We start from the raw sequence: 19,332 nt of genomic DNA, 5'->3' as shown, positions 1-19,332 counted from the left end.
CATCCGCCTCCACCCGAAGGAGCATCATGTCCGTCAAGCAGAGCCTGCTCGCGATCCTCGATCAAGGGCCGTGCTACGGCTATCAGCTGCGGTCCGAGTTCGACCGACGCACCGGTTCGACCTGGCCGCTCAACGTGGGCCAGATCTACAACACCCTCGACCGCCTCGAGCGGGACGGGCTGGTGACGAAGGGCGATACCGACGAGCACGGTCACGTGTACTGGGAGATCACGGATGCCGGATCCGCCGAGGTGCGGGACTGGCTGAGCACGCCGGTCCAGCGCGGGCAGGGCACGCGCGACGAGCTCGCGGTCAAGCTCGCGGTCGCCGCGACGCTGCCGGGCGTCGACGTCGCGGAGATCATCCAGACGCAGCGCCGGGCATCGCTGCGTCAGCTGCAGGAGCTCAACCGCGCCAAGTACGCCGGCGCGAGCCCCGACGGGCCCGAGGAGCTGGCGTGGTCCCTGGTGGTCGACTCGATGATCTTCGCCGCCGAGGCCGAGGTGCGCTGGCTCGACCACACCGAGCAGCGACTCGCCCTTCACCCCGAGCACGCGATGGCGCTCGAGCTGTCCACCGACAAGCCCAAGCGCGGCCGCCCGGTGAGGGCCGAGGCATCCGTCTCCCCCGTCGGTGACGCCGGAGCCGCCCGGTGAGCGAGACGGTCCTGCGCCTCATCGGCGTGACGCAGCAGTACGGCTCGGGCCCCACGGCCGTGTCGGCGCTCTCCGGCGTCGACCTCGACGTCGCCAAGGGCGAGCTCGTCGCTGTCATGGGCGCATCGGGATCGGGCAAGTCCACACTCTTGTCGATCGCGGGCGGACTCGCGACGCCGACCTCGGGCGAGGTGGTGATCGAAGGCCAGCACTTGAGCGTGCAGAACGCGAAGCAGCTGGCGGCGCTTCGCCGGCGGTCGCTCGGGTTCGTCTTCCAGGACTTCAACCTCATTCCGACCCTGACTGCGATCGAGAACGTCACGCTGCCGCTGGAGCTCGACGGATTCCGAAGCCGCGTCGCTCGCCGCGCAGGACGCGACGCGCTGGAATCGGTCGGACTGGACGACAAGCTCGATTCCTACCCGGACGACCTCTCGGGCGGCCAGCAGCAGCGGGTCGCCATCGCCCGGGCGGTGGTCGGCGGCAGGCGCCTGATCCTGGCCGACGAGCCCACGGGGGCCCTGGACTCGGTGACGGGAGAGCTCATCCTGCGCATGCTGCGCAGCAGAGTGGATGCCGGAGCCGCCGCGATCCTCGTCACCCACGAGGCGCGCCACGCGGCGTGGGCGGACCGCATCGTGTTCCTGCGCGACGGACGCATCATCGACGAGTCGCGCCGCGCAGGCGCCGACGCGCTCCTGACGGACGCTCGGTGACCGGGCTCCTCGACGCGGAAGCCGCGGCATCCGCTTCTTCTGCGACGCCATCGTATGCCCCGCCCCGCCGCGGCGCCGGGTGGCGGCGGCTGCGCACCGACGCCCGTCTGGCCTGGCGTCAGACGTGGCGCACGAAGGGCTCGAGTGCGCTGGTCATGACTCTCGTGCTGCTGCCGGTGGCCGGACTCACCGGCGGCGCGATCGTCTGGCAGAGCCATGTCCCCACGCCCGACCAGGCGGCGTCGCTCGAGCTCGGCCGGAACGCATCGTGGATCGAGACTGTGGGCGGCCCCGATCCGACCCGTTGGCAGGCGGTCGACAATCCATGGGACAACGGCATCGAGACGGACGACGCCGGACGCCCGCTGAACCCCGAGCAGCCGCGGCCGGACGCCCCTCCCCCGCAGATCCCCGAGGGCAGCACCGTCCGCGAGATCGTCGAATGGGGCACCGTTTACGTCGAAACCGCGAACGGGGTGGGAAACGTCAGCGTGTCCGCCGGCGATGTCTGGGACGAGGTGTTCACCGAACGGTACGTCATGGTCAGCGGCACCGCTCCTGCGAACGCGTATGACGCGATGGTCTCGCCCGGCCTCCTGGAACGGTTGGGCGTCGAGGTCGGAGACGACGTCGCGCTGATCGACGAGGGCATCGCATTCACTATCACCGGCGCTCTGCGGCGCGCCGACGCCTTACCGGAGAGCGAAGAGCTCTTCCTGCCTTCGCACGCCGAGGACCTGGTGACCGGGCAAGTCCGCTGGTTCGTCGAGGACTGGCAGCCCGATCAGGCCGAGCTCGCCGAGCTCAACGCGGCCGGATACGTGGCGTATGCGCGCGATCTCGCAGTCACGCCGCCACCGGGCGCCCGTGTGAGCTCCTGGATGACCAACACCTCGCAGGACACCTCGATGATCACGACCGGGCTCATGATCGCGGTGTTCAGCGGATACCTCGTCGTGCTGCTGGCGGGTGCCGCCTTCGCCGTGTCGGCGCGCCGGCAGCAGCGCTCGCTCGCTGTCGCCGCGAGCGTCGGCGCCGCACGGCCGGATGTCTTCCGCATCGTCGTCATGCAGGGGACGGTCCTCGGCGCGACCGCGGGCGCGATCGGCATCGCGCTCGGCGCCGGCCTGGCGTGGGCGGTTCTGGCAGCGACCGACACCGGCGCCGTGAACACGTTCTGGGGCAACTGGGGATATCACGTGCCGTGGATGCTGCTCGCGGCGATCGCCGTGTTCGCCGTGATCATCGGCACGCTGGCCGCCGTGGCACCGGCGCGCGCAGCGACCCGCGGCGACGTGCTCGGCGCCCTCCGCGGATCCCGTCGCCCAGCCGTGCTGCGGCGCAAGCGACCGTGGTGGGGGCTCGGCCTCATGATCACCGGCCTGACCGCGACCGCGGTCGGGGCGGTCGCACTGGTCGTCCTCGACGGGGCGGGAATGGTTCATCCGAGCGTGCAGATCAGCGCGTTCGGCGCCGTCACGCTGGGTCCGATCGTCTTCCAGATCGGGTTCCTGCTCGCCGGCCACTGGGTGCTCGTCTTCGTCGGCAGGCCACTGGCGCGGCTGGGGCTCGCGCCGCGCCTGGCCAGCCGCGACTCGTCGGCCAATCCCTCTCGGGTCGTGCCCGCGTTCGCCGCGATCGCGGCCTGCGTCTTCCTCGCCTCCTACGTGATCTCGACCACGGCCCTGACATCGGCCCAGAACCAGCGCATGTACTGGTACAACGGACCGCTCGGCAGCGTGACGGCGAGCGTGTACGAGAACGGCGCGCCGACGGGAGAGACCCTGGCGGCAGCGGAGGACCTCCTCGCGACTACCGCACCACAGGCGACGGCCGTGGTCCGGGCACCGACGTCGCCCGCCTACGACGTCAGGACCGGCCGGCTCGAGAACCCTGCGCATCCCGTCTGGGCCGTCGCCGGTCAGTCCTCGGGGCAGTGCGAGCCCTGCGGCGACCCGTCGATGGCCATGAACGGTCAGCTCTCGATCGTCGACACCGAGGACGTCAGCCTGCTGCTGGACCACCCGATCGAGGAGTCCGTGCTCGCGGCCTATCGCCAGGGCGCCGCGATCACGACGACCGATGACTACGTCACACCCGACGGCGACATCGTCATCACGCGCTGGACCGAGCAGAGTCGCAGCGACTTCTCGAACGCCATGATGGCGGTGGACTGGCAGGCGCATGAGAGCGAGCGGTTCGCGCACCTTCCGTCTGCCGAGGCAGAACTGCCCCTTCGCGCCGAGCGGGTCGACACCGGTTCCGGCTCGTTGTTCCAGGTGATGATCTCGCCCGAGACGGCGGCGTCACTCGGGATCGAGGCGACGGCCTCCTCGCTCGTCGCGACCTACGACGAGCCGCTGCCGCAGGCGACCGTCGACCGGCTGAACCTGGAGGCGCAGTCCGTCCGGCTTCCCGACGGAGCCCACCTCTGGCTGACGACGGAGCGCGGCCCCGAGCCCGTGGCACCGTGGCTCTGGCTGATCGTCGGCGTCGCGGCCGTGCTGGTGATCGGTGCCAGCGCCGTCGTCCTCGGGCTCGCGCGCTTCGAGCGACGCCCCGACGACGCGACGCTCACGGCCGTCGGCGGATCGCGAGGACTGCGACGCCGCATCAACGCCTGGCAGGCCGCGATCATCGTCGGGATCGGCGCGGTGGTCGGCACGTTCTCGGGGCTCATTCCTGTGTGGGGCTCGGCTCAGTCGTCGGCCGGTTTCGTGACGATGAGTGACATGCCGTGGCCGTGGCTCGGCGTGCTCGCCATCGGCCTCCCCCTCGCCATCACCGCTGTCGCGTGGCTCGTGCCCCCGCGGCATCCGGACCTCACCCGCCGTACCGCGATCGCGTGAGGCGCAAGACCCACCCTGACCGAGACGACAGGATGCCGCACCGGGGGGCCACGGCATCCTGTCGTCTCTCAGGCGGGACGCACTACCCTTAACTGTGTCCACTGACCAAGACCAGATCGAGGCCGAGGCTCCCGCCGAGCCCGCAGCGATGACATTCTCCGACCTCGGACTGGGCGACGCGGTGCTCAAGGCCCTGCGCGACGTCGGCTACGAGACCCCCTCGGCCATCCAGGCCGCCACCATTCCCACGCTCCTCGCGGGTCGCGACGTCGTCGGCCTGGCCCAGACCGGAACCGGCAAGACGGCCGCCTTCGCGCTGCCGATCATCGACCGGCTCGACCTCTCCCAGAAGAACCCGCAGGCACTCGTCCTGGCCCCGACCCGTGAGCTCGCGCTCCAGGTGTGCGAGGCGTTCGAGAAGTACGCGGGACACCTCAAGGGCGTGCACGTCCTCCCGATCTACGGCGGTCAGGGCTACGGCATCCAGTTGTCCGCACTGCGGCGCGGCGTCCACATCGTCGTCGGCACCCCGGGTCGCATCATGGACCACCTCGAGAAGGGCACGCTCGACCTCTCGGAGCTCACCTACCTCGTGCTCGACGAGGCCGACGAGATGCTCAAGATGGGCTTCGCCGAGGACGTCGAGACGATTCTCGCGAAGACCCCCGACACCAAGCAGGTCGCACTCTTCTCCGCGACCATGCCCGCGCAGATCCGCCGCATGTCGCAGCAGTACCTGCACGATCCCGAAGAGATCACCGTCAAGTCCAAGACCACGACCTCCTCGAACACGACGCAGCGCTACCTCGTCGTGTCGTTCCAGCAGAAGATGGACGCGCTCACGCGCATCCTCGAGGTCGAGAACTTCGACGGCATGATCGTCTTCGGCCGCACCAAGAGCGTCACCGAGGAGATCGCCGAGAAGCTCCGCGCCCGCGGATACTCCGCCGCCGCGATCAACGGCGACGTCGCCCAGGTGCAGCGCGAGCGCACGGTCAATCAGCTCAAGTCGGGCAAGCTCGACATCCTCGTGGCCACGGACGTTGCGGCCCGCGGCCTCGACGTCGAGCGCATCTCGCACGTGGTGAACTTCGACATCCCGACCGACACGGAGTCGTATGTCCACCGCATCGGGCGCACCGGCCGCGCCGGGCGATCGGGCGTCGCGATCAGCTTCGTCACCCCGCGCGAGCGCGGCCTGGTCCGCGCCATCGAGCGCGCGACCCGCCAGGAGCTCACCGAGATGAAGCTGCCGAGCGTCGACGAAGTCAACGAAACGCGTCTATCGCGCTTCGACGACCGGATCACCGCGGCCCTCGCCGAGAACGAGCGCATCGACCGCTTCCGCGACATCGTCGCGCACTACGTCCGCAACCATGACGTGCCCGAGGCTGACGTGGCCGCCGCCCTCGCCGTCGTGGCGCAGGGAGACTCGCCGCTGCTCCTCGAGCCCGAGCCCGAGCGTCCCCGGTACGAGCCGCGCGAGCGCGACGACCGGGAACGCAGTGGCCGCTTCGACCGCGACGACCGCGGCGACCGCCCCGAGCGACGGCCGCGCGAAGCCCGCGCCGGCATGGCGACGTACCGCATCGCCGTGGGCAAGCGCCACCGCGTCGAGCCCCGCCAGATCGTCGGCGCGCTCGCCAACGAGGGGGGCCTGCGCCGCGACGACTTCGGCGCGATCCAGATCCGGCCCGACTTCTCGCTCGTCGAGCTGCCTGCGGACCTCCCCCGCGGCACCCTCGACCGGCTGACCGACACCCGCATCTCGGGCCGGTTGATCGAGCTGCGCCTCGACACCGGCGGCCCGGGCGGGCGTCGCCGCGACGACGACGACCGCGGTCCGCGCAAGCCGCGCCACCGCGACTGACCCGCGGTCAGGACACACCCGCACGAGGCTCGGCCCGGTGATCGCACCGGAGCCGGGCCTCGCGCCGTTTCCGGCCTCCGCCCGTTGCACCGCCCGGTTCATCTGTGCGAATGCGACCCCGCGCCGCCACGGAAGGCCCCTTTCGCACAGACGAAACGCCGTGCACCGCCGCGTCGAGGCGGCGCACACGCCTCGCGGCGTCCACAGCCTGCCGGTGGCACAGCTTGCTCACCGCCGCCGCCCATAGGATCGAGGTATGGCCGGATTCTGGGGCAAACGCAAGCGTGACAACGAAGAACTCGCGGCGCAGGACGCCGACCTGGCGCGCCAGGCGCGCGCGGCGCTCGTCTCGGCCGATGAGCGTCTCCGCGTCACCTCCGACGAGCTCACGTTCGCCGAGATCGAACTCGGGGCAGAGCCGACGAAGGACCTCCGCGAGGCGCTCGAGGCGGTGCGCACTCATCTCGCCGAGGCCTTCCACCTCCACCAGCTCAACCACGACGAGATCCCCGACACCCCCGAAGAGCTGCGTACTCGCAACGCGCGGATCGTGCAGCTGTGCGAGTGGGCCGAGGATCTGCTCGACGACCGGACGTCGGCCCTGGCCGCCCCGATCGAGCGCGCGCGCCGCGCCCCCGAGATCATCGCCGGCGTCCGCGCCGACGCCGAGCGCCTCCGCACCCGCCTGCCAGGCGCTCGCGAGACCGTGGAGCGCCTGGCGGCGCGCTACTCGGCATCCGCGCTCGCACAGGTCGAGGCCAACCCGGCCGAGGCGGAGCAGCTGCTCTCGTTCGCCGAGCACAGCGCCGGGATCGCCGAGCGACGTCGCGAGGCCGGTCAGCGCGAGCAGGCCAACCTGGCGCTCGAAGCGTGCACCGAGGCCGCCCGTCGCGCGGCGACGCTGATCGACGCGGTCGAGACGTTCGAGGTCGAGGCGCTGCGCGCCGAGTCGACGCTCTCGGCGATCGTCGAGGACTCGCGCGACGACATCGCCGTGGCGCTGCGTGAACCGCATACCCCCGCCGTCAGCGCCGCGATCGCCGAGCTGCAGGCCGCCCTGGCCTCCCTTCCGGGCGCCGGCGTCAACGCCGACCCGTTCACGCTCCTGTCGCGCCTGCGCACGGCGAACGCCGGGCTCGACGATGCGATCGCCGCCGCACGCGAACGGGCCGCGCGGCCGATTCCGCCGCTCGAGCACGTGCGCCACTCCATCGACGACGGCGACCGGCAGCTCGCCGTGGCGCGCGACGTGATCGCGGGCCACCGCGGCTGGATCGGCGCCGACGCGCGCACGCGCCTGGCCGAGGCGGAGCGCATCCGCATCGACCTCGACCGTTACCTGGGCACGTCGGCATCCGTTGCGACGACCATCGACGACGACCACCGCGAGCAGGCCATGGCGATGTCTCGCAGAGTCGCCTTCCTGGCGGGCGAGGCGCTTCAGCTCGCACAGCGCGACATCGACTCCTCGCGGCCGCAGGGCGGGCCCGACCAATGGGGCGGCGGTCCGGGCTGGGGAGGCGGCGGCCGCGGCGGCGGGGGGAGCGGCCTCATGGGCGGCATCCTCGGCGGCATGGTGCTCGGCGGCCTCATGGACGGCATGTTCGACGGCTGATCCCGTTCGGCTGACCACGCTCGGCCGGCGACCAGGCCGCAAGACGACAGAGGGATGCCCCGACCGCGAGGCCGGGGCATCCCTGTGTACTGCTGCCTAAGAGGCGACGGCCTCCGGCGCGGTCTGGGTCGTGAGCGAGATCACGCCGTAGTCCCAGCCCTTGCGGCGGTAGACGACGCTCGGGTGGTCGGTGCGGACGTCGACGAACAGGAAGAAGTCGTGGCCGACCAGCTCCATGCGGTCGACCGCCTCTTCCACCGACATCCACTCCGGCTCGAACTCCTTCGTGCGGATGACGACGGGTGTGTAGTCCTCCTCGGCCTCGGGGCCGGTGACCACGGGGATCTCGCCGGTGGCGACGGCACGGAGCACGTCGAGGGATGCCGGCTGCACATCGATCCCCTGGATGGCGCCGCTGCCCTTTTCGAAGTGGGCGCCGCGCGGGTGGTTGCGCGCATCCACGCGCTTGTCCTTGGCCCGGCGGAGCTGTTCGCACAGCTTGTCGACCGCCAGGTCGAGTGCGGCGAACTTGTCACCGTCCGTGGCTTCGGCCCGGACGATCGGGCCCTTCCCCGTGAGCGTCAGCTCGACTGTGTCGTCTTCGACTCGGCCGTTGTGATACGCACGGTGAGTGACCTTGACATCAACGCGTTGAGCGCGTTGGGCGAGGTGTTCGATGCGGGTGGCCTTGTCTTCGACAACGGAGCGAAAGCGATCAGTGATCCCCACTCCCACGCCGACGATGCTGGTTTCCATCCCTGCCTCCTTGTTCCGGTCCGCCCGGCCAAGGGCGGACCTTCAGTCGCCTTGTGGTTCCCCACGCTAGCCCCGCACCGCTCGCCTGTCACCTGTGAGTTTCGAATGCGTCATCCGCAGGTCGCCGACCGTTCACGCGTCGCGGGGTGGCGGCTGTCGTGACGGCGCCGACGACGTGCGCGCCCGCCTCGCGCAGCGCGCGGACGGCCTCTTCCAGACTCGCCCCGGTGGTCACGACGTCGTCGACGATGACCACCCGGCGCCCCTCCGCGCGGACGCCGCGCAGGCTGAGCGCGACGTTGCGGCGACGGTCCCCGCGTCCGAGACCGCGCTGATCGCCCACGTGCCGGACGGTCCGCAGCAGTGTCGCGACCGGCAGGCGGGCTTTCGCCGCGATCAGCTCGGGCACGCGATAGCCACGGCGACGGTAGCTGCTCCGAGAGGTCGGCATCGGCACGTACACGACCCCGGATCCGAAGCGTGCCGCGGCGGCGGCGAGCGCCGGCGCCAGGTGCACGGCGAGCGGGGTGCGGCCGTCCTCCTTCAGCGCCCGGATGACGCGGGCCGGTACCCCTTCGAAGGCGAGGCCGCTCCACACCGGCAGATCGCCGTCGACACCGCGGAGGAGGCGCCGCTGCGTCCGCGGCGCAAGCGCAGCCCGGCAGGCCTCGCACAGGCCCGTGTCGGGTTCGTCGCAGCCGGCGCAGCAGATCGGCATGATCAGCGCCAGGGCCTCGCTCAGGGCGGCACGGATCACCCCGGCGAGAGCGGGCGCGGCATCCATCGGTCCACCGTGGCGCGAACGACACGGCCCCACGCTCTCCCCGCGTCGAACCCGGCACAGGGTGCTCGAGCAGACGGCTGGGGAGGAGGCGGCGCTACTGCGGGGCGCCCTGCTGCGTGGCGAGCACCAGCACGCCCGTCGCCGTCGGCTGCCAGCTCGTTCCGCGGTTCACGTAGAGGGTCCCGTCCTCGGCCCGAAGTCGCACGCTCGACAGCGACGTTCCGCCGGCGATCGACGCCATGGGCACCGCGACGGTGGTGGTGGACGGCAGCCCGCCGACCACCTGCTCGAGGACGACCGCCCCCTCGCCGCCGCTCGACAGCACGCCGAGCGACCCGTCGTCGAGCCACGCCAGTCCGCGCCCGGCACCCTCGACGACGCCGAGCTGCACCGGATCGCCGAGGCGCAGCGCGTTGTCGGGGCCGCGGACCACGCCTGCGACCCAGAGTGCCGTCGTTCCCCCGGTGGTCACGATCGCCGCCATGCGGGTGCCGTCCCGTGAGACCGCCATGGCCTCGATGCCGGTCGCGCCCGACCAGGCATCGATCACCTCGATGATCGTGCCGTCCGGGGCATGGGCCTGGACGGCGGCCGGCGCACCGCGCGGCACCGTCCAGATGAAGCCGAAGGGATCGATCGTGGGATCCACGAGCCCGGCGCGCGAGTCGAGGGTCTGGAAGCTCTGATCGGCACCGAGCCGCATCACGGCTCCCGAGGTGAGGCGTACGGCGGCCACGTCCCGATCGGGCGCCACCTGCACGGCGACCACCGGATACTGCTCGATCATGTCGGAGAGCCCGGCGATCTCGTCCAGCTCGTCGCCGGTGAGGAACCCGAAGCCCTCCTCGATCCGCACCAGCGGCGCGCCGCCGACGCGCGTGGAGCGCACCGGGACCGCCTCCGCCTCGATCGGCGTCAGCCCCACGGCGAGCTGCAGCGACGAGACCCCGGTGGTCTTCAGGCTCTCCAGCAGCTGCGTGTACATGCGGTCCATCGTCAGCGGGTCCACCGAGAGCGCAGCCTCGCTGAGATCCACCTCGGCCACCCCGCCCGCGGTCACCGGCACCGCGGGAACGAGACCGACGGCGTCGGGGAAGGCCGAGTCGACCGACTCGGCGAGCCAGCTGCTGGGCGCGCCGTTGACGAGCTCGTCGGCGATCCGCGCCGGAGCATTGGTCGGCGGGAACCAGCGCGCGTCGGGCACGAGGTACTCCCCCGTCGGATCGAAGTACATCAGCGAGTACCGGTTGAACACCCGGGGGAACTCGTCACGGCCGAGCACGACACCGTCGGGCGCGGCACTGATGCGCCATTCGCCGTCGTCGCGCTGCAACAGCTCGAAGGCCAAGGTGCGGGCGCCCACCTCGGCCGGCGCGTACGAGCCCTGGTCGTCCACGGTCGCGACCGCGCGGAGTGAGAGGGTGACCGCGCCGGTCTGCGGCTCGCTGTACACGCGGTCCTCGAAGAGATCGACGGTCACCCCTGCCCGAGGGTCCCAGCCGTCCGCGAACTCCCTCGTGAGGAACTCCCGGGCGCGGTCCCAGTTGGCGGCGAGGCCCGGGCCCGAACCGGCGCGGATGAAGCCCTCGACGATCTCCTCGGGCGTCGCGCCGGGCTGGGGACGGTCGGGGAGCAGGAACGACACCTCGTCCGAGTCCGGTGCGTCCTCCGCGCCCAGGCCGTAGTTCACGGTGCCGCTGGTGGGCAGCCCGGTGCAGGCAGTCAGCACCGCCGCGAGCAGGAGGACGAGCATCGACAGGATGCCGCGGCCGCGCGTCATGGCGCACCGCCCCGGGTGGCGGCATCCCGCAGCGCACCGTCGTCGGTGCTGCCGACCTTGATGGGCTGCGTGAGGCCGAGGTCGTCCACGGCGGCGATGGAATCGTCGCCCGGGTCGAGCGGGATCGGCGAAGGCCCGACGGGGCGTCCCGGCGCGCGAGGGAGCGTCAGGACGAAGTTGGTGCCGCGACCGAGTTCGGACCAGACCGCGAGCTGACCGCCGTGGAGCCGGGCGTCGCCGAGGGCGATCGACAGGCCGAGGCCCGTCCCGCCGATGGTGCGCGTCCGCGAGGGGTCGGCGCGCCAGAACCGGTCGAACACGCGATCGACGTCTTCCGCGCGCATCCCGAGGCCGTAGTCGCGCACACCGAGGGCGACCGACTGCTGGTCGCTGTCGACCGTGATGACGATCGGCCGCCCCTCGCCGTGCTCGATCGCGTTGCCCAGCAGGTTGCGCACCACGCGGCGGACGCGCCGCGGATCCATCTCGACCGGCGAATAGCCGCCCGGAGCCACCAGCCGCACGTCGGTCTGATGCTGCTGGGCGAGCTGCTCCATCGAAGCGATGACGTCCTCCGCGAGGTGTGCCAGGCTCGTCGGCTCCAGCTCGAGCTGCACCGAGCCCGCGTCGTACCGGCTGATCTCGAGGAGGTCGGTCAACAGCGTCTCGAACCGCTGCACCTGGTTGTTGAGGAGCTCGGCCGCCCGGGCGGTGGCGGGATCGAACTCGTCCCGGCGGTCGTTGATCATGTCGGCGGCCAGGCGGATCGTGGTGAGAGGAGTCCGCAGCTCGTGGGAGACGTCCGAGACGAACCGCTGCTGCACGAGCGAGAGGTCGGCCAGCTCCTTGATCTGCGACTCGATGCTGTCGGCCATGGCGTTGAAGGACCTGCCGAGCGTGGCCAGCTCGTCCTCGCCGCGCACCGGGAGGCGCACGCCGAGCTCGCCGGCGGCGAGCTTGGCACTGGTGTCGGCCGCCTCGCCGATCGGGGTCGTCACCGAGCGCAGCACGAACCACGCGATGCCGCTGATCAGCAGCACGAGCCCGATGCCGACGATCCACAGCGTGCTCTGCACGAAGCCGAGCGTCTGCGGTGCATTGGCGAGGTCGTACGCGAGATACAGCTCGTACGGTCCGACGCCGGGCACCGACAGCTGCTGCCCGACGACGATGCCGGGCACGACGGTGCCGTCGTCGGTCGGAAGGGCGATAGACTGCCACACCTGCCGGTCGGGGTTGGCGCGCACGCTGTCGCGGAGACCCTCCGTCAGCACCTCCTCGAACCGGAGGTCGCTGGTGAAGTCCTGCGGCGCATTGCTCGACGGCGGACCGATGCGGAACGCCGCGTTGATCTCGCTCGCCGACTGCGATGCCAGGGTGCCTCGTACGAGGCTCATCACGTTCTGCAGCTGCGTGCTGTCGGACTGGGCCGTCGCGCTGTCGAGCGTCAGCTGGGCGGCGGCCGTCGCACGCTGCGCGTCGCGCAGCACCTGGGTCTGCCGCGACACGAAGAGGTCGTTCTGGATGGCCAGCGCCATCCACACGCACGCCACGATCACGGTGAACGCGGTGAGGCCGAGGGTGACCATGATGGTCCGGAAGCGCAGCGAGCGGCGCCACAGCGCCGCGATGTTGCCCGGCCAGGTGCGCCAGTCGCGCCAGCCGGCCAGCGGCGTCCGGGTGGCCGTCACCCCCGTCGGCGGGGCCGTCATGAGCGCCTCAGACGACCGCGCCGGCGCGATAGCCGACGCCGCGGACCGTCGTCACGATCCGGGGGTTGTCGGGGTCCTGCTCGACCTTCGCGCGCAGGCGCTGCACGTGCACGTTCACGAGCCGGGTGTCGGCCTTGTAGTGGTAGCCCCACACCTGCTCCAGCAGCATCTCTCGCGAGAACACCTGCTGCGGACGGGAGGCGAGTGCGACGAGCAGCTCGAACTCCAGCGGCGTGAGTGCGATCGCAGCGTCGCCCCGGCGCACCTCGTGCGCGGCGACGTCGACCGTGAGGTCGCCGATGCGCAGCTGGTCGCCCGTCGGCTGGCTGCTCGGGCGCAGGCGCGTCTTGATGCGCGCGACGAGCTCCTTGGGATTGAACGGCTTGACGATGTAGTCGTCGGCGCCCGACTCCAGGCCCTTCACGACGTCGGCTGTGTCGGTGCGAGCGGTCAGCATGATGATCGGGACGCCGGACTCGGCGCGCACGCGCGTGCAGATCTCGATGCCGTCCATACCCGGCAGCATGAGGTCGAGCAGGATGAGATCGGGCTTCTCGGTGCGCCACGCATCCACGGCCTGCGCGCCGTCGGCGCAGAAAGCCGTCTCGAATCCCTCCGTGCGGAGCACGATCCCGATCATCTCGGCGAGGGCGGTGTCGTCATCGACAACCAGGATGCGTGATGTCATCGCGCGCGTTCGTCCTTTGCGTTCGGCGCGGGCAAGGCAGTGACCGCGCCTTCCCCTTGCGCTTCACACAGAGTAGTGGACGACGCCTGGATGCATGCCGAGCAGTGCACGTACGACTGCTGAGGGTGTGGACGGCCACCGCTCCCGTCGGAGCCGGTATGCCACGATAGGGAGCAGTCGAGCGGCACCCCGCCCACGCAGGAACCCGACCCCGGAAGAGGATCACCGTGACCGCGTATCCGGCCTGGACTCCGGCATCCCGCCCGGGGATCATCCCGCTCCATCCGCTCGGCTTCGGTACCATCCTCGGGCGCTCGTTCGCCGCCCTGCGCCAGAACCCGCGCGTGCTGCTCGGCTTCGCGCTGATCGTGCAGACTCTCGCCTACCTCGTCGTACTCGCCGCCATCGGCGGCATCGCGTTCGCGTCGTTCGTCCGTCTCGACACCCTGCGTCCCGGCACCGACGAGTACGAGGCCGTCTTCGCGGGCTCGGTCGGCATCACCTTCGTCGCCGGGCTGGTCCTGAGCATGGCGGCGGGTGCTCTCGGGGTCATCGTGCAGGGCATCGTCGTCGCAGAGGTGGCTCACGCCGCCGTCGCCGAGAAGCTGTCGCTGCGTGCGCTGTGGCGACGCATCAAGCCGATCGTCTGGCGCCTGATCGGCTACAGCTTCCTCCTCGCCTTGGCCGTCCTCCTGCTCGTCGCCCTGGTCGTGGTCGCCCTGGTGACCATCGGCATCGCCGCACCGCTGGCAGCGGTCGGCCTGACGGTCTTCGTGATCCTCGCGGCGATCCCGCTCACACTCTGGCTCATGATCAAGCTGCTGCTCGCGCCGGCGGCGATCATCCTCGAGCACGCCACGCTGGGCGGGGCGATCTCCCGCTCCTGGACGCTCACCCGCGGCAGGTTCTGGCCCGCACTGGGGATCATCGTCCTGATCTCGCTGGTGTTCGGATTCGTCGCCCAGGTCATCAGCGTTCCGGCGAGCTTCCTGTCGTCGGGCCTCGCCACGATCATCGCCCCGACCGGAGCGAACGAGCCCACCGCGATCATCGGCATGATCGTGGTCCTCCTGCTGACCCAGATCGTCACGCTGCTGCTGCAGGCGGTCGCCGTGGTCGTGCAGTCCACCGCGACGGCGATCATCTACATCGACTGCCGCATGAGGCGTGAGGGCCTGGACCTCGATCTGCTCTCCTATGTGGAGCGGCGGGATGCCGGGGCCACCGCGCTGCCGGATCCCTATCGCGAGCACATCGGCCGCACCATCGCCGTGCGCGCGCCCGGCTTCGCGCCGTATCCGGGACAGCCGTACCCGGCGCCGGCCTACCCGGCCGCTGCGTACCCCGGGCAGCCGTATCCGCAGCAGCCGTACGGGGGCCGGCCCCAGCAGGTCCCTGCCTACCCCCAGCCTGCCCCCGCCTACCCCCAGCAGCAGCCGGCGCCCGGCTATCCGGTGCCCGCGCAGGGCTACCCGGCCGCCCCGGCCTACAGCGCGCCGCAGCCCTACGGCCGGCCGCCGGCCCCGCCTGCCTACGGCCCGGCGCCCGGTCTGCCGCCGTACAGCCCGGCCCCGCAGACCCCTGCCGAGGCCGCCCCGGCATCGCCGACCGCGCCTCCCGAGGCGGCCCCGACCGCCGCACCGCCGACGCAGTGGGCCCCGCCCGCGGCGCACCCGGACACCGCCGACCGAGAGTCGCCATGGGCGTGAGCGCCGCGATCGCCGCCATCGTGGCGGATGTCGGGCCGCCGCTCACACCCGACGGCGACGAGGCCCGCGAGTGGGCGGAACGCGAGCTCGCTGATCCGGTCTACGACGCGGCCGAGCCGACGCCGTTCGATCTCATCGCGCGCGCGATCGCCGACGCCTTCAGCAACCTGTTCTCCGTGCAGCTGGGCGAAGGATGGGGCTCGGCAGCGGCGCTGCTGGCGGCGATCGTCGTCGTGGTCGCGATCGTCGTCGCCTTCGCGATCTGGGGGGTCCCGCGCGCCACGGGCCGCGCGCGTCAGCAGGCGCCGGCGCTGTTCGACGCGGACGAGCGACGCTCTGCCGCCCAGTTGCGAGCGGCGGCGGCGGCACATGCCGAGAAGGCCGAGTGGGATGCCGCGGTCGCGATGCGATTCCGCGCTCTGGCCCGAGCGTGCGCGGAGCGCGGCGTCGTGGACGTGCCGCCCGGGGCCACCGTCCACGCCTTCGCCCGCGCCGCCGCGCGGGCCTTCCCCGGCTTCGCGGAGCGACTGGAATCGTCCGCGACCGCGTTCGACGACGTCCGGTACCTGCGCCGCCCCGGGACTCCCGAGTTGTACCGCCTGGTCGCCGAGACGGACGATGCCGTCGCCGCTGCGCGACCCGCGCAGCTCCAGGAGACGTCGGCGTGAGCGCCGACGTCGAGATCTCGGCTCCGGCCGGACGTCGGCGACGGGTCGCCGCATGGATCGCGATCGGTGTCGTCCTCGTCCTCGTCGGCGGCATCGGCGCGATGATCGCCGGCGCCGGCGAGTGGAGTCAGCGTGACGCCCTCGACCCGGAGTCGGCCGGCGCCCTTGGGACGCGCGCCCTCTCCCAGATCCTCGAGGAGCACGGCGTCGATGTGGAGGTCGTCCGGGACCATGCCGCTGCCGCCGCCGCTCTCGACGACGAGCCGGCGACCCTCGTGCTCACCGACACCCCCGCCCTCTCCGACGAGGGACTGCTCGCGCTGACGGATGCCGCGCACGACGTCGTCCTGATCGACCCCCGCAGCCGAACCCTCGACCTGCTCCTCCCCGGCGCCGAGCCCGCCGGCTTCGCCGATGCCGGAGCGATCGATCCGGAGTGCGACTTCCCCGATGCCGAACGCGCCGGCGCGGTGCAGCCCGACGCGGTGTTCTCCGCGCCCGACGACGTGCTCGCGTGCTACCCCGGCGGCGACGGATTCGGCCTGCTGGCGGCCGAGCACGGCGACGGGGTCGTCGCGGCGGTCGACGGCACGGCCCTCCTGACCAACGAGGACCTGGCTGAGAACGGCAACGCGGCGCTCGGCGTGAACCTCATGGGACGCAACGCCACCGTCGTCTGGTACCAGCCCGGGCCCGGCGACACCGATCTCACCAGCTCCGACCCCTCGCTGGGCGATCTCACCCCGCCGTGGGTGAGCCCTGTGATCGTGCTGCTGCTCGCCGCAGGAGTCGCCGCGGCCATCTGGCGCGGCCGCCGGTTCGGGCCGCTCGTCGCCGAGCGACTGCCCGTCACCGTGCGCGCGACCGAGACCACCGAGGGTCGCGCGCGCCTCTACGCCCACTCGCGTGACGCCGTCCACGCCGCCGATCAGCTCCGCCTGGGTGCGCTCGAGCGCATCGGCCGACTCCTGGGCCTCGGGAATGCGGCATCCGCTTCCGAGATCGCCGATGCCGCCGCCGCGCGGACGGGACTCGACCGCGCGGGGGTTCACGGCGTGCTCTACCAGCGCCTTCCCGCGGGCGACGCCGAACTGGTCGTCCTCTCTCAGCAGCTTCGCCATCTCGAGGACGCCGTGCACGCGGCCGTCCGCCCGGAAAGGAACGATCCTCGATGACCGACACTCCCCCCGCCGCCCCGGCCAGGATCGACGACGCCGCCTTGCGCGAGGCGATGAACCGCGTCCGGCTCGAAGTCGGCAAGGCCGTCATCGGCCAGGACGGCACCGTCACCGGTCTCCTCATCGCCCTGCTGGCGGGTGGGCACGTGCTGCTCGAGGGCGTTCCCGGCGTCGCCAAGACCCTCCTGGTGCGTTCTTTCAGCGCGGCCCTGGGCCTGGACACCAAGCGCATCCAGTTCACGCCCGACCTCATGCCCGGCGACGTGTCGGGCTCGCTCGTCTACGACGCGCGCACCGGGGAGTTCGAGTTCCGCGAGGGCCCCATCTTCACCCATGTCGTGCTCGCCGACGAGATCAACCGCACGCCCCCCAAGACCCAGGCGGCGCTGCTGGAGGCCATGGAGGAGCGCCAGGTCTCGACCGACGGCGTGACGCGGCGGCTGCCCGATCCGTTCCTGGTCGCGGCGACCCAGAACCCGATCGAGCACGAGGGCACCTACACACTGCCCGAGGCGCAGCTGGATCGGTTCCTGCTGAAGCTCATCGTCGAGGTTCCCGCGCGCGACGCCGAGCTCGCTGTCCTCCGGCGTCACGCCGGCGGCTTCGATCCGCGGGACCTCGCCGGCGCCGGCGTCCGGCCGGCGGCGAGCGCGGACGAGATCCGCGCGGCGCAGCGGGCCGCGGCATCCGTCACGGTCTCCGACGACGTGCTGGGGTACGTCGTCGACCTCGCCCAGGCCACGCGCCGCAGCCCCTCGGTCCAGCTCGGGGTCAGCCCGCGTGCGGCGACCGCGCTGCTGGCGGCCTCGAAGGCCTGGGCGTGGCTCGGCGGCTACCCCGCGATCACGCCCGACCACGTGCAGACGATGCTCGTCCCGACCTGGCGCCACCGGATCCGCCTTCGCCCGGATGCCGAGCTCGAAGGGGTCTCGGTCGACGCCGTGCTCGGCTCGGTGCTGCAGCAGACGCGGGTGCCGATCTAGACATGTTCGTCTCCGGCCGTTTCCCCCTCCTCGTCGCCGTCGGCGCGGTGCCCGTCGTGCTGCTCTCGGCCGCGGGCATCGACGCGTGGGCGGCGACCGCGGGCTGGCTGCTGCTGTGCACGATCCTCGCCCTCGTCGACACCGTGGCGGCGCCCGACCCCCGGCGCATCCGCGTGGAGCGGCGGCTTCCCGGCCGAGTGCTGCTCGGCGAGCCCACCTCGGTCGAGGTGCGGCTGCGCAACACCGGCACCCGCACCGTGCGCGGCCGGTTCCGGGATGCGTGGCAGCCCACGGCCGGCGCACCGCAGGAGCGGATCGCCCTGACGATCCCTCCCGGCGAGAGCAGGGCTTTCCGGATGCCGCTGCTGCCGCGCCGGCGCGGCGAGCTCTCGACGCGCTTCGCCGTGGTGCGATCGGACGGACCGCTGCGCCTCGCCGGGCGCCAGGCGAAGCTCGACTCCACCGGCGCGATCAGGGTGTTGCCGCCCTTCACCGCCCGGCGGCACCTGCCCTCGCGGTTGGCGCGCCTGCGCGAGCTCGACGGCAACACGAGCGTGCAGGTGCGCGGTCAGGGCACCGAGTTCGACAGTCTGCGCGAGTACGTGCGGGGCGACGACGTCCGCTCGATCGACTGGCGCGCGACCGCGCGGTCGACGACGACGATGCTCCGCACCTGGCGACCCGAGCGCGACCGCCACGTCGTGATCATGATCGACTCGGGCCGGACGGCCGCCACTCGTGTCGGCGACGGCGTGCGCATGGATGCCGCGATGGAGGCCGCGCTGCTCCTGGCCGTGCTCGCCTCCCGAGCCGGCGACCACGTCCACCTGCTCATGTTCGATCGGGTGACCCGAGCCCGCGTCACGCGCGTGGACGGCCCGGCGCTCCTGCCGGCTCTGGTGGACGCGATGGCTCCCGTCGAGCCGCAGCTGATCGACACCGACTGGGACGCCGCGTTCGCGCAGATCCGGCTCCTCACCTCGCGGCCGTCGCTGGTCGTCCTGCTCACCGCGCAGGACGCGCCCGAAGCCGCGCGCGGCTTCCTCGGCTCGCTGCCGGCGCTCTCCCGGCGCACGACGGTGCTCGTGGGCACGGTGACCGAGGAGCACATCCCCGACGACTTCCTCCCCGACGCCGCAGCGGTGTATCGGGCGGCGGCCGGCGAGCGGACGGCTCGGGATGCCGCGGCCGTCGCATCGGCGATCGCCCGGGCCGGTGGCGAGGCGCTGGCCGACACGCCCGATCGACTCCCCCCGCGCATCGCCGACCGATATCTCGCCCTCAAGGCCGCGGGACGCCTCTGAGCACGAAAGCGGACACTCCGCCGGCGTTACCTGGGAATTCGCTGACCGTGGCGATAGCCTCGCG

15 protein-coding genes are annotated in these 19,332 nt (G+C 71.9%); 10 read left to right on the top strand and 5 right to left on the bottom strand.

What is annotated here, in order from left to right; genetic code table 11:
* Positions 1-26 precede the first annotated feature (26 nt).
* The 5 genes from ASD56_RS14580 to ASD56_RS14560 all read left to right on the top strand — a co-directional run bounded on the left by ASD56_RS14580 (position 27) and on the right by ASD56_RS14560 (position 7,706).
* Complete coding sequence (locus tag ASD56_RS14580; protein WP_055967442.1) at positions 27-656, top strand: PadR family transcriptional regulator; 630 nt, start codon at positions 27-29, stop codon at positions 654-656.
* On the top strand, positions 653-1,372 hold the full coding sequence (locus ASD56_RS14575; RefSeq protein WP_055967439.1) for an ABC transporter ATP-binding protein: 720 nt from the start codon (positions 653-655) through the stop codon (positions 1,370-1,372). Before ASD56_RS14580 ends, ASD56_RS14575 begins: the two co-directional genes overlap by 4 nt.
* A complete protein-coding gene (locus ASD56_RS14570) occupies positions 1,369-4,221 on the top strand; it encodes an ABC transporter permease (protein WP_055967436.1) in 2,853 nt (950 codons plus the stop codon). Before ASD56_RS14575 ends, ASD56_RS14570 begins: the two co-directional genes overlap by 4 nt.
* A 148-nt stretch (positions 4,222-4,369) precedes the next feature.
* Positions 4,370-6,091, top strand: coding sequence for a DEAD/DEAH box helicase (locus tag ASD56_RS14565; RefSeq protein ID WP_055968132.1), 1,722 nt, complete (start codon positions 4,370-4,372; stop codon positions 6,089-6,091).
* Positions 6,092-6,347: 256 nt separating this feature from the next.
* Positions 6,348-7,706, top strand: a complete 1,359-nt coding sequence (locus ASD56_RS14560) for a hypothetical protein (RefSeq protein ID WP_055967433.1) — start codon at positions 6,348-6,350, stop codon at positions 7,704-7,706.
* A 96-nt stretch (positions 7,707-7,802) separates the two neighbouring features.
* On the opposite strand, the gene hpf is transcribed toward ASD56_RS14560, so the two are convergent.
* The 5 genes from hpf to mtrA form a co-directional block, all read right to left on the bottom strand.
* Entirely contained in the window at positions 7,803-8,462 is a 660-nt protein-coding gene (hpf, locus tag ASD56_RS14555; protein ID WP_055967430.1) for a ribosome hibernation-promoting factor, HPF/YfiA family, read from the bottom strand.
* Positions 8,463-8,550: 88 nt separating this feature from the next.
* A complete protein-coding gene (locus ASD56_RS14550) occupies positions 8,551-9,246 on the bottom strand; it encodes a phosphoribosyltransferase family protein (RefSeq protein ID WP_055967427.1) in 696 nt (231 codons plus the stop codon).
* Between the two features lie 94 nt (positions 9,247-9,340).
* Entirely contained in the window at positions 9,341-11,026 is a 1,686-nt protein-coding gene (locus ASD56_RS14545) for an LpqB family beta-propeller domain-containing protein (protein WP_055967424.1), read from the bottom strand.
* Positions 11,023-12,738: an MtrAB system histidine kinase MtrB gene (gene mtrB, locus ASD56_RS14540; protein WP_055967421.1), complete on the bottom strand. Its 1,716-nt coding sequence runs from the start codon at positions 12,736-12,738 to the stop codon at positions 11,023-11,025. The genes ASD56_RS14545 and mtrB overlap by 4 nt, the downstream gene beginning before the upstream one ends.
* 7 nt (positions 12,739-12,745) lie before the next feature.
* Positions 12,746-13,426 (bottom strand): MtrAB system response regulator MtrA, encoded by a 681-nt coding sequence (gene mtrA, locus ASD56_RS14535; protein ID WP_055967418.1) that lies wholly within the window; start codon positions 13,424-13,426, stop codon positions 12,746-12,748.
* 227 nt (positions 13,427-13,653) lie between these two features.
* On the opposite strand from mtrA, the gene ASD56_RS14530 reads away from it, so the two are divergent.
* Genes ASD56_RS14530 through ASD56_RS14510 form a run of 5 tightly spaced genes read left to right on the top strand, consistent with a single transcriptional unit; the run spans position 13,654 to position 19,268 of the window.
* Positions 13,654-15,135 carry a glycerophosphoryl diester phosphodiesterase membrane domain-containing protein gene (locus tag ASD56_RS14530; protein ID WP_055967415.1) on the top strand — a complete coding sequence of 494 codons (1,482 nt, stop codon included), beginning with the start codon at positions 13,654-13,656 and terminating at the stop codon, positions 15,133-15,135.
* Positions 15,132-15,803 (top strand): DUF4129 domain-containing protein, encoded by a 672-nt coding sequence (locus ASD56_RS14525; protein WP_162249521.1) that lies wholly within the window; start codon positions 15,132-15,134, stop codon positions 15,801-15,803. The genes ASD56_RS14530 and ASD56_RS14525 overlap by 4 nt, the downstream gene beginning before the upstream one ends.
* On the top strand, positions 15,800-16,978 hold the full coding sequence (locus ASD56_RS14520) for a DUF4350 domain-containing protein (protein ID WP_235565738.1): 1,179 nt from the start codon (positions 15,800-15,802) through the stop codon (positions 16,976-16,978). Before ASD56_RS14525 ends, ASD56_RS14520 begins: the two co-directional genes overlap by 4 nt.
* Positions 16,975-17,964: an AAA family ATPase gene (locus ASD56_RS14515; protein WP_055967410.1), complete on the top strand. Its 990-nt coding sequence runs from the start codon at positions 16,975-16,977 to the stop codon at positions 17,962-17,964. Before ASD56_RS14520 ends, ASD56_RS14515 begins: the two co-directional genes overlap by 4 nt.
* Positions 17,965-17,966: 2 nt before the next feature.
* The gene (locus ASD56_RS14510; RefSeq protein ID WP_055967407.1) at positions 17,967-19,268 is read left to right on the top strand and encodes a DUF58 domain-containing protein; all 1,302 of its coding nucleotides are present in this window, start codon (positions 17,967-17,969) and stop codon (positions 19,266-19,268) included.
* The last annotated feature ends 64 nt before the right edge of the window (positions 19,269-19,332 follow it).

Source organism: Microbacterium sp. Root166 (genome assembly GCF_001427145.1).
Taxonomy (GTDB): Bacteria; Actinomycetota; Actinomycetes; order Actinomycetales; family Microbacteriaceae; genus Microbacterium.
Note: the sequence above shows the minus strand (reverse complement) of the source record. Positions and strands in the feature narration are given on the sequence as shown.

Excerpts from the sequence above, each read along its gene's own strand:
- ASD56_RS14580 (WP_055967442.1), top strand. The coding sequence starts at position 27 with ATGTCCGTCAAGCAGAGCCTGCTCGCGATCCTCGATCAAGGGCCGTGC.
- ASD56_RS14565 (WP_055968132.1), top strand. The coding sequence starts at position 4,370 with ATGACATTCTCCGACCTCGGACTGGGCGACGCGGTGCTCAAGGCCCTG.
- ASD56_RS14560 (WP_055967433.1), top strand. The coding sequence starts at position 6,348 with ATGGCCGGATTCTGGGGCAAACGCAAGCGTGACAACGAAGAACTCGCG.
- hpf (WP_055967430.1), bottom strand. The coding sequence starts at position 8,462 with ATGGAAACCAGCATCGTCGGCGTGGGAGTGGGGATCACTGATCGCTTT.
- ASD56_RS14550 (WP_055967427.1), bottom strand. The coding sequence starts at position 9,246 with ATGGATGCCGCGCCCGCTCTCGCCGGGGTGATCCGTGCCGCCCTGAGC.
- ASD56_RS14545 (WP_055967424.1), bottom strand. The coding sequence starts at position 11,026 with ATGACGCGCGGCCGCGGCATCCTGTCGATGCTCGTCCTCCTGCTCGCG.
- mtrB (WP_055967421.1), bottom strand. The coding sequence starts at position 12,738 with ATGACGGCCCCGCCGACGGGGGTGACGGCCACCCGGACGCCGCTGGCC.
- mtrA (WP_055967418.1), bottom strand. The coding sequence starts at position 13,426 with ATGACATCACGCATCCTGGTTGTCGATGACGACACCGCCCTCGCCGAG.
- ASD56_RS14515 (WP_055967410.1), top strand. The coding sequence starts at position 16,975 with ATGACCGACACTCCCCCCGCCGCCCCGGCCAGGATCGACGACGCCGCC.
- ASD56_RS14510 (WP_055967407.1), top strand. The coding sequence starts at position 17,967 with ATGTTCGTCTCCGGCCGTTTCCCCCTCCTCGTCGCCGTCGGCGCGGTG.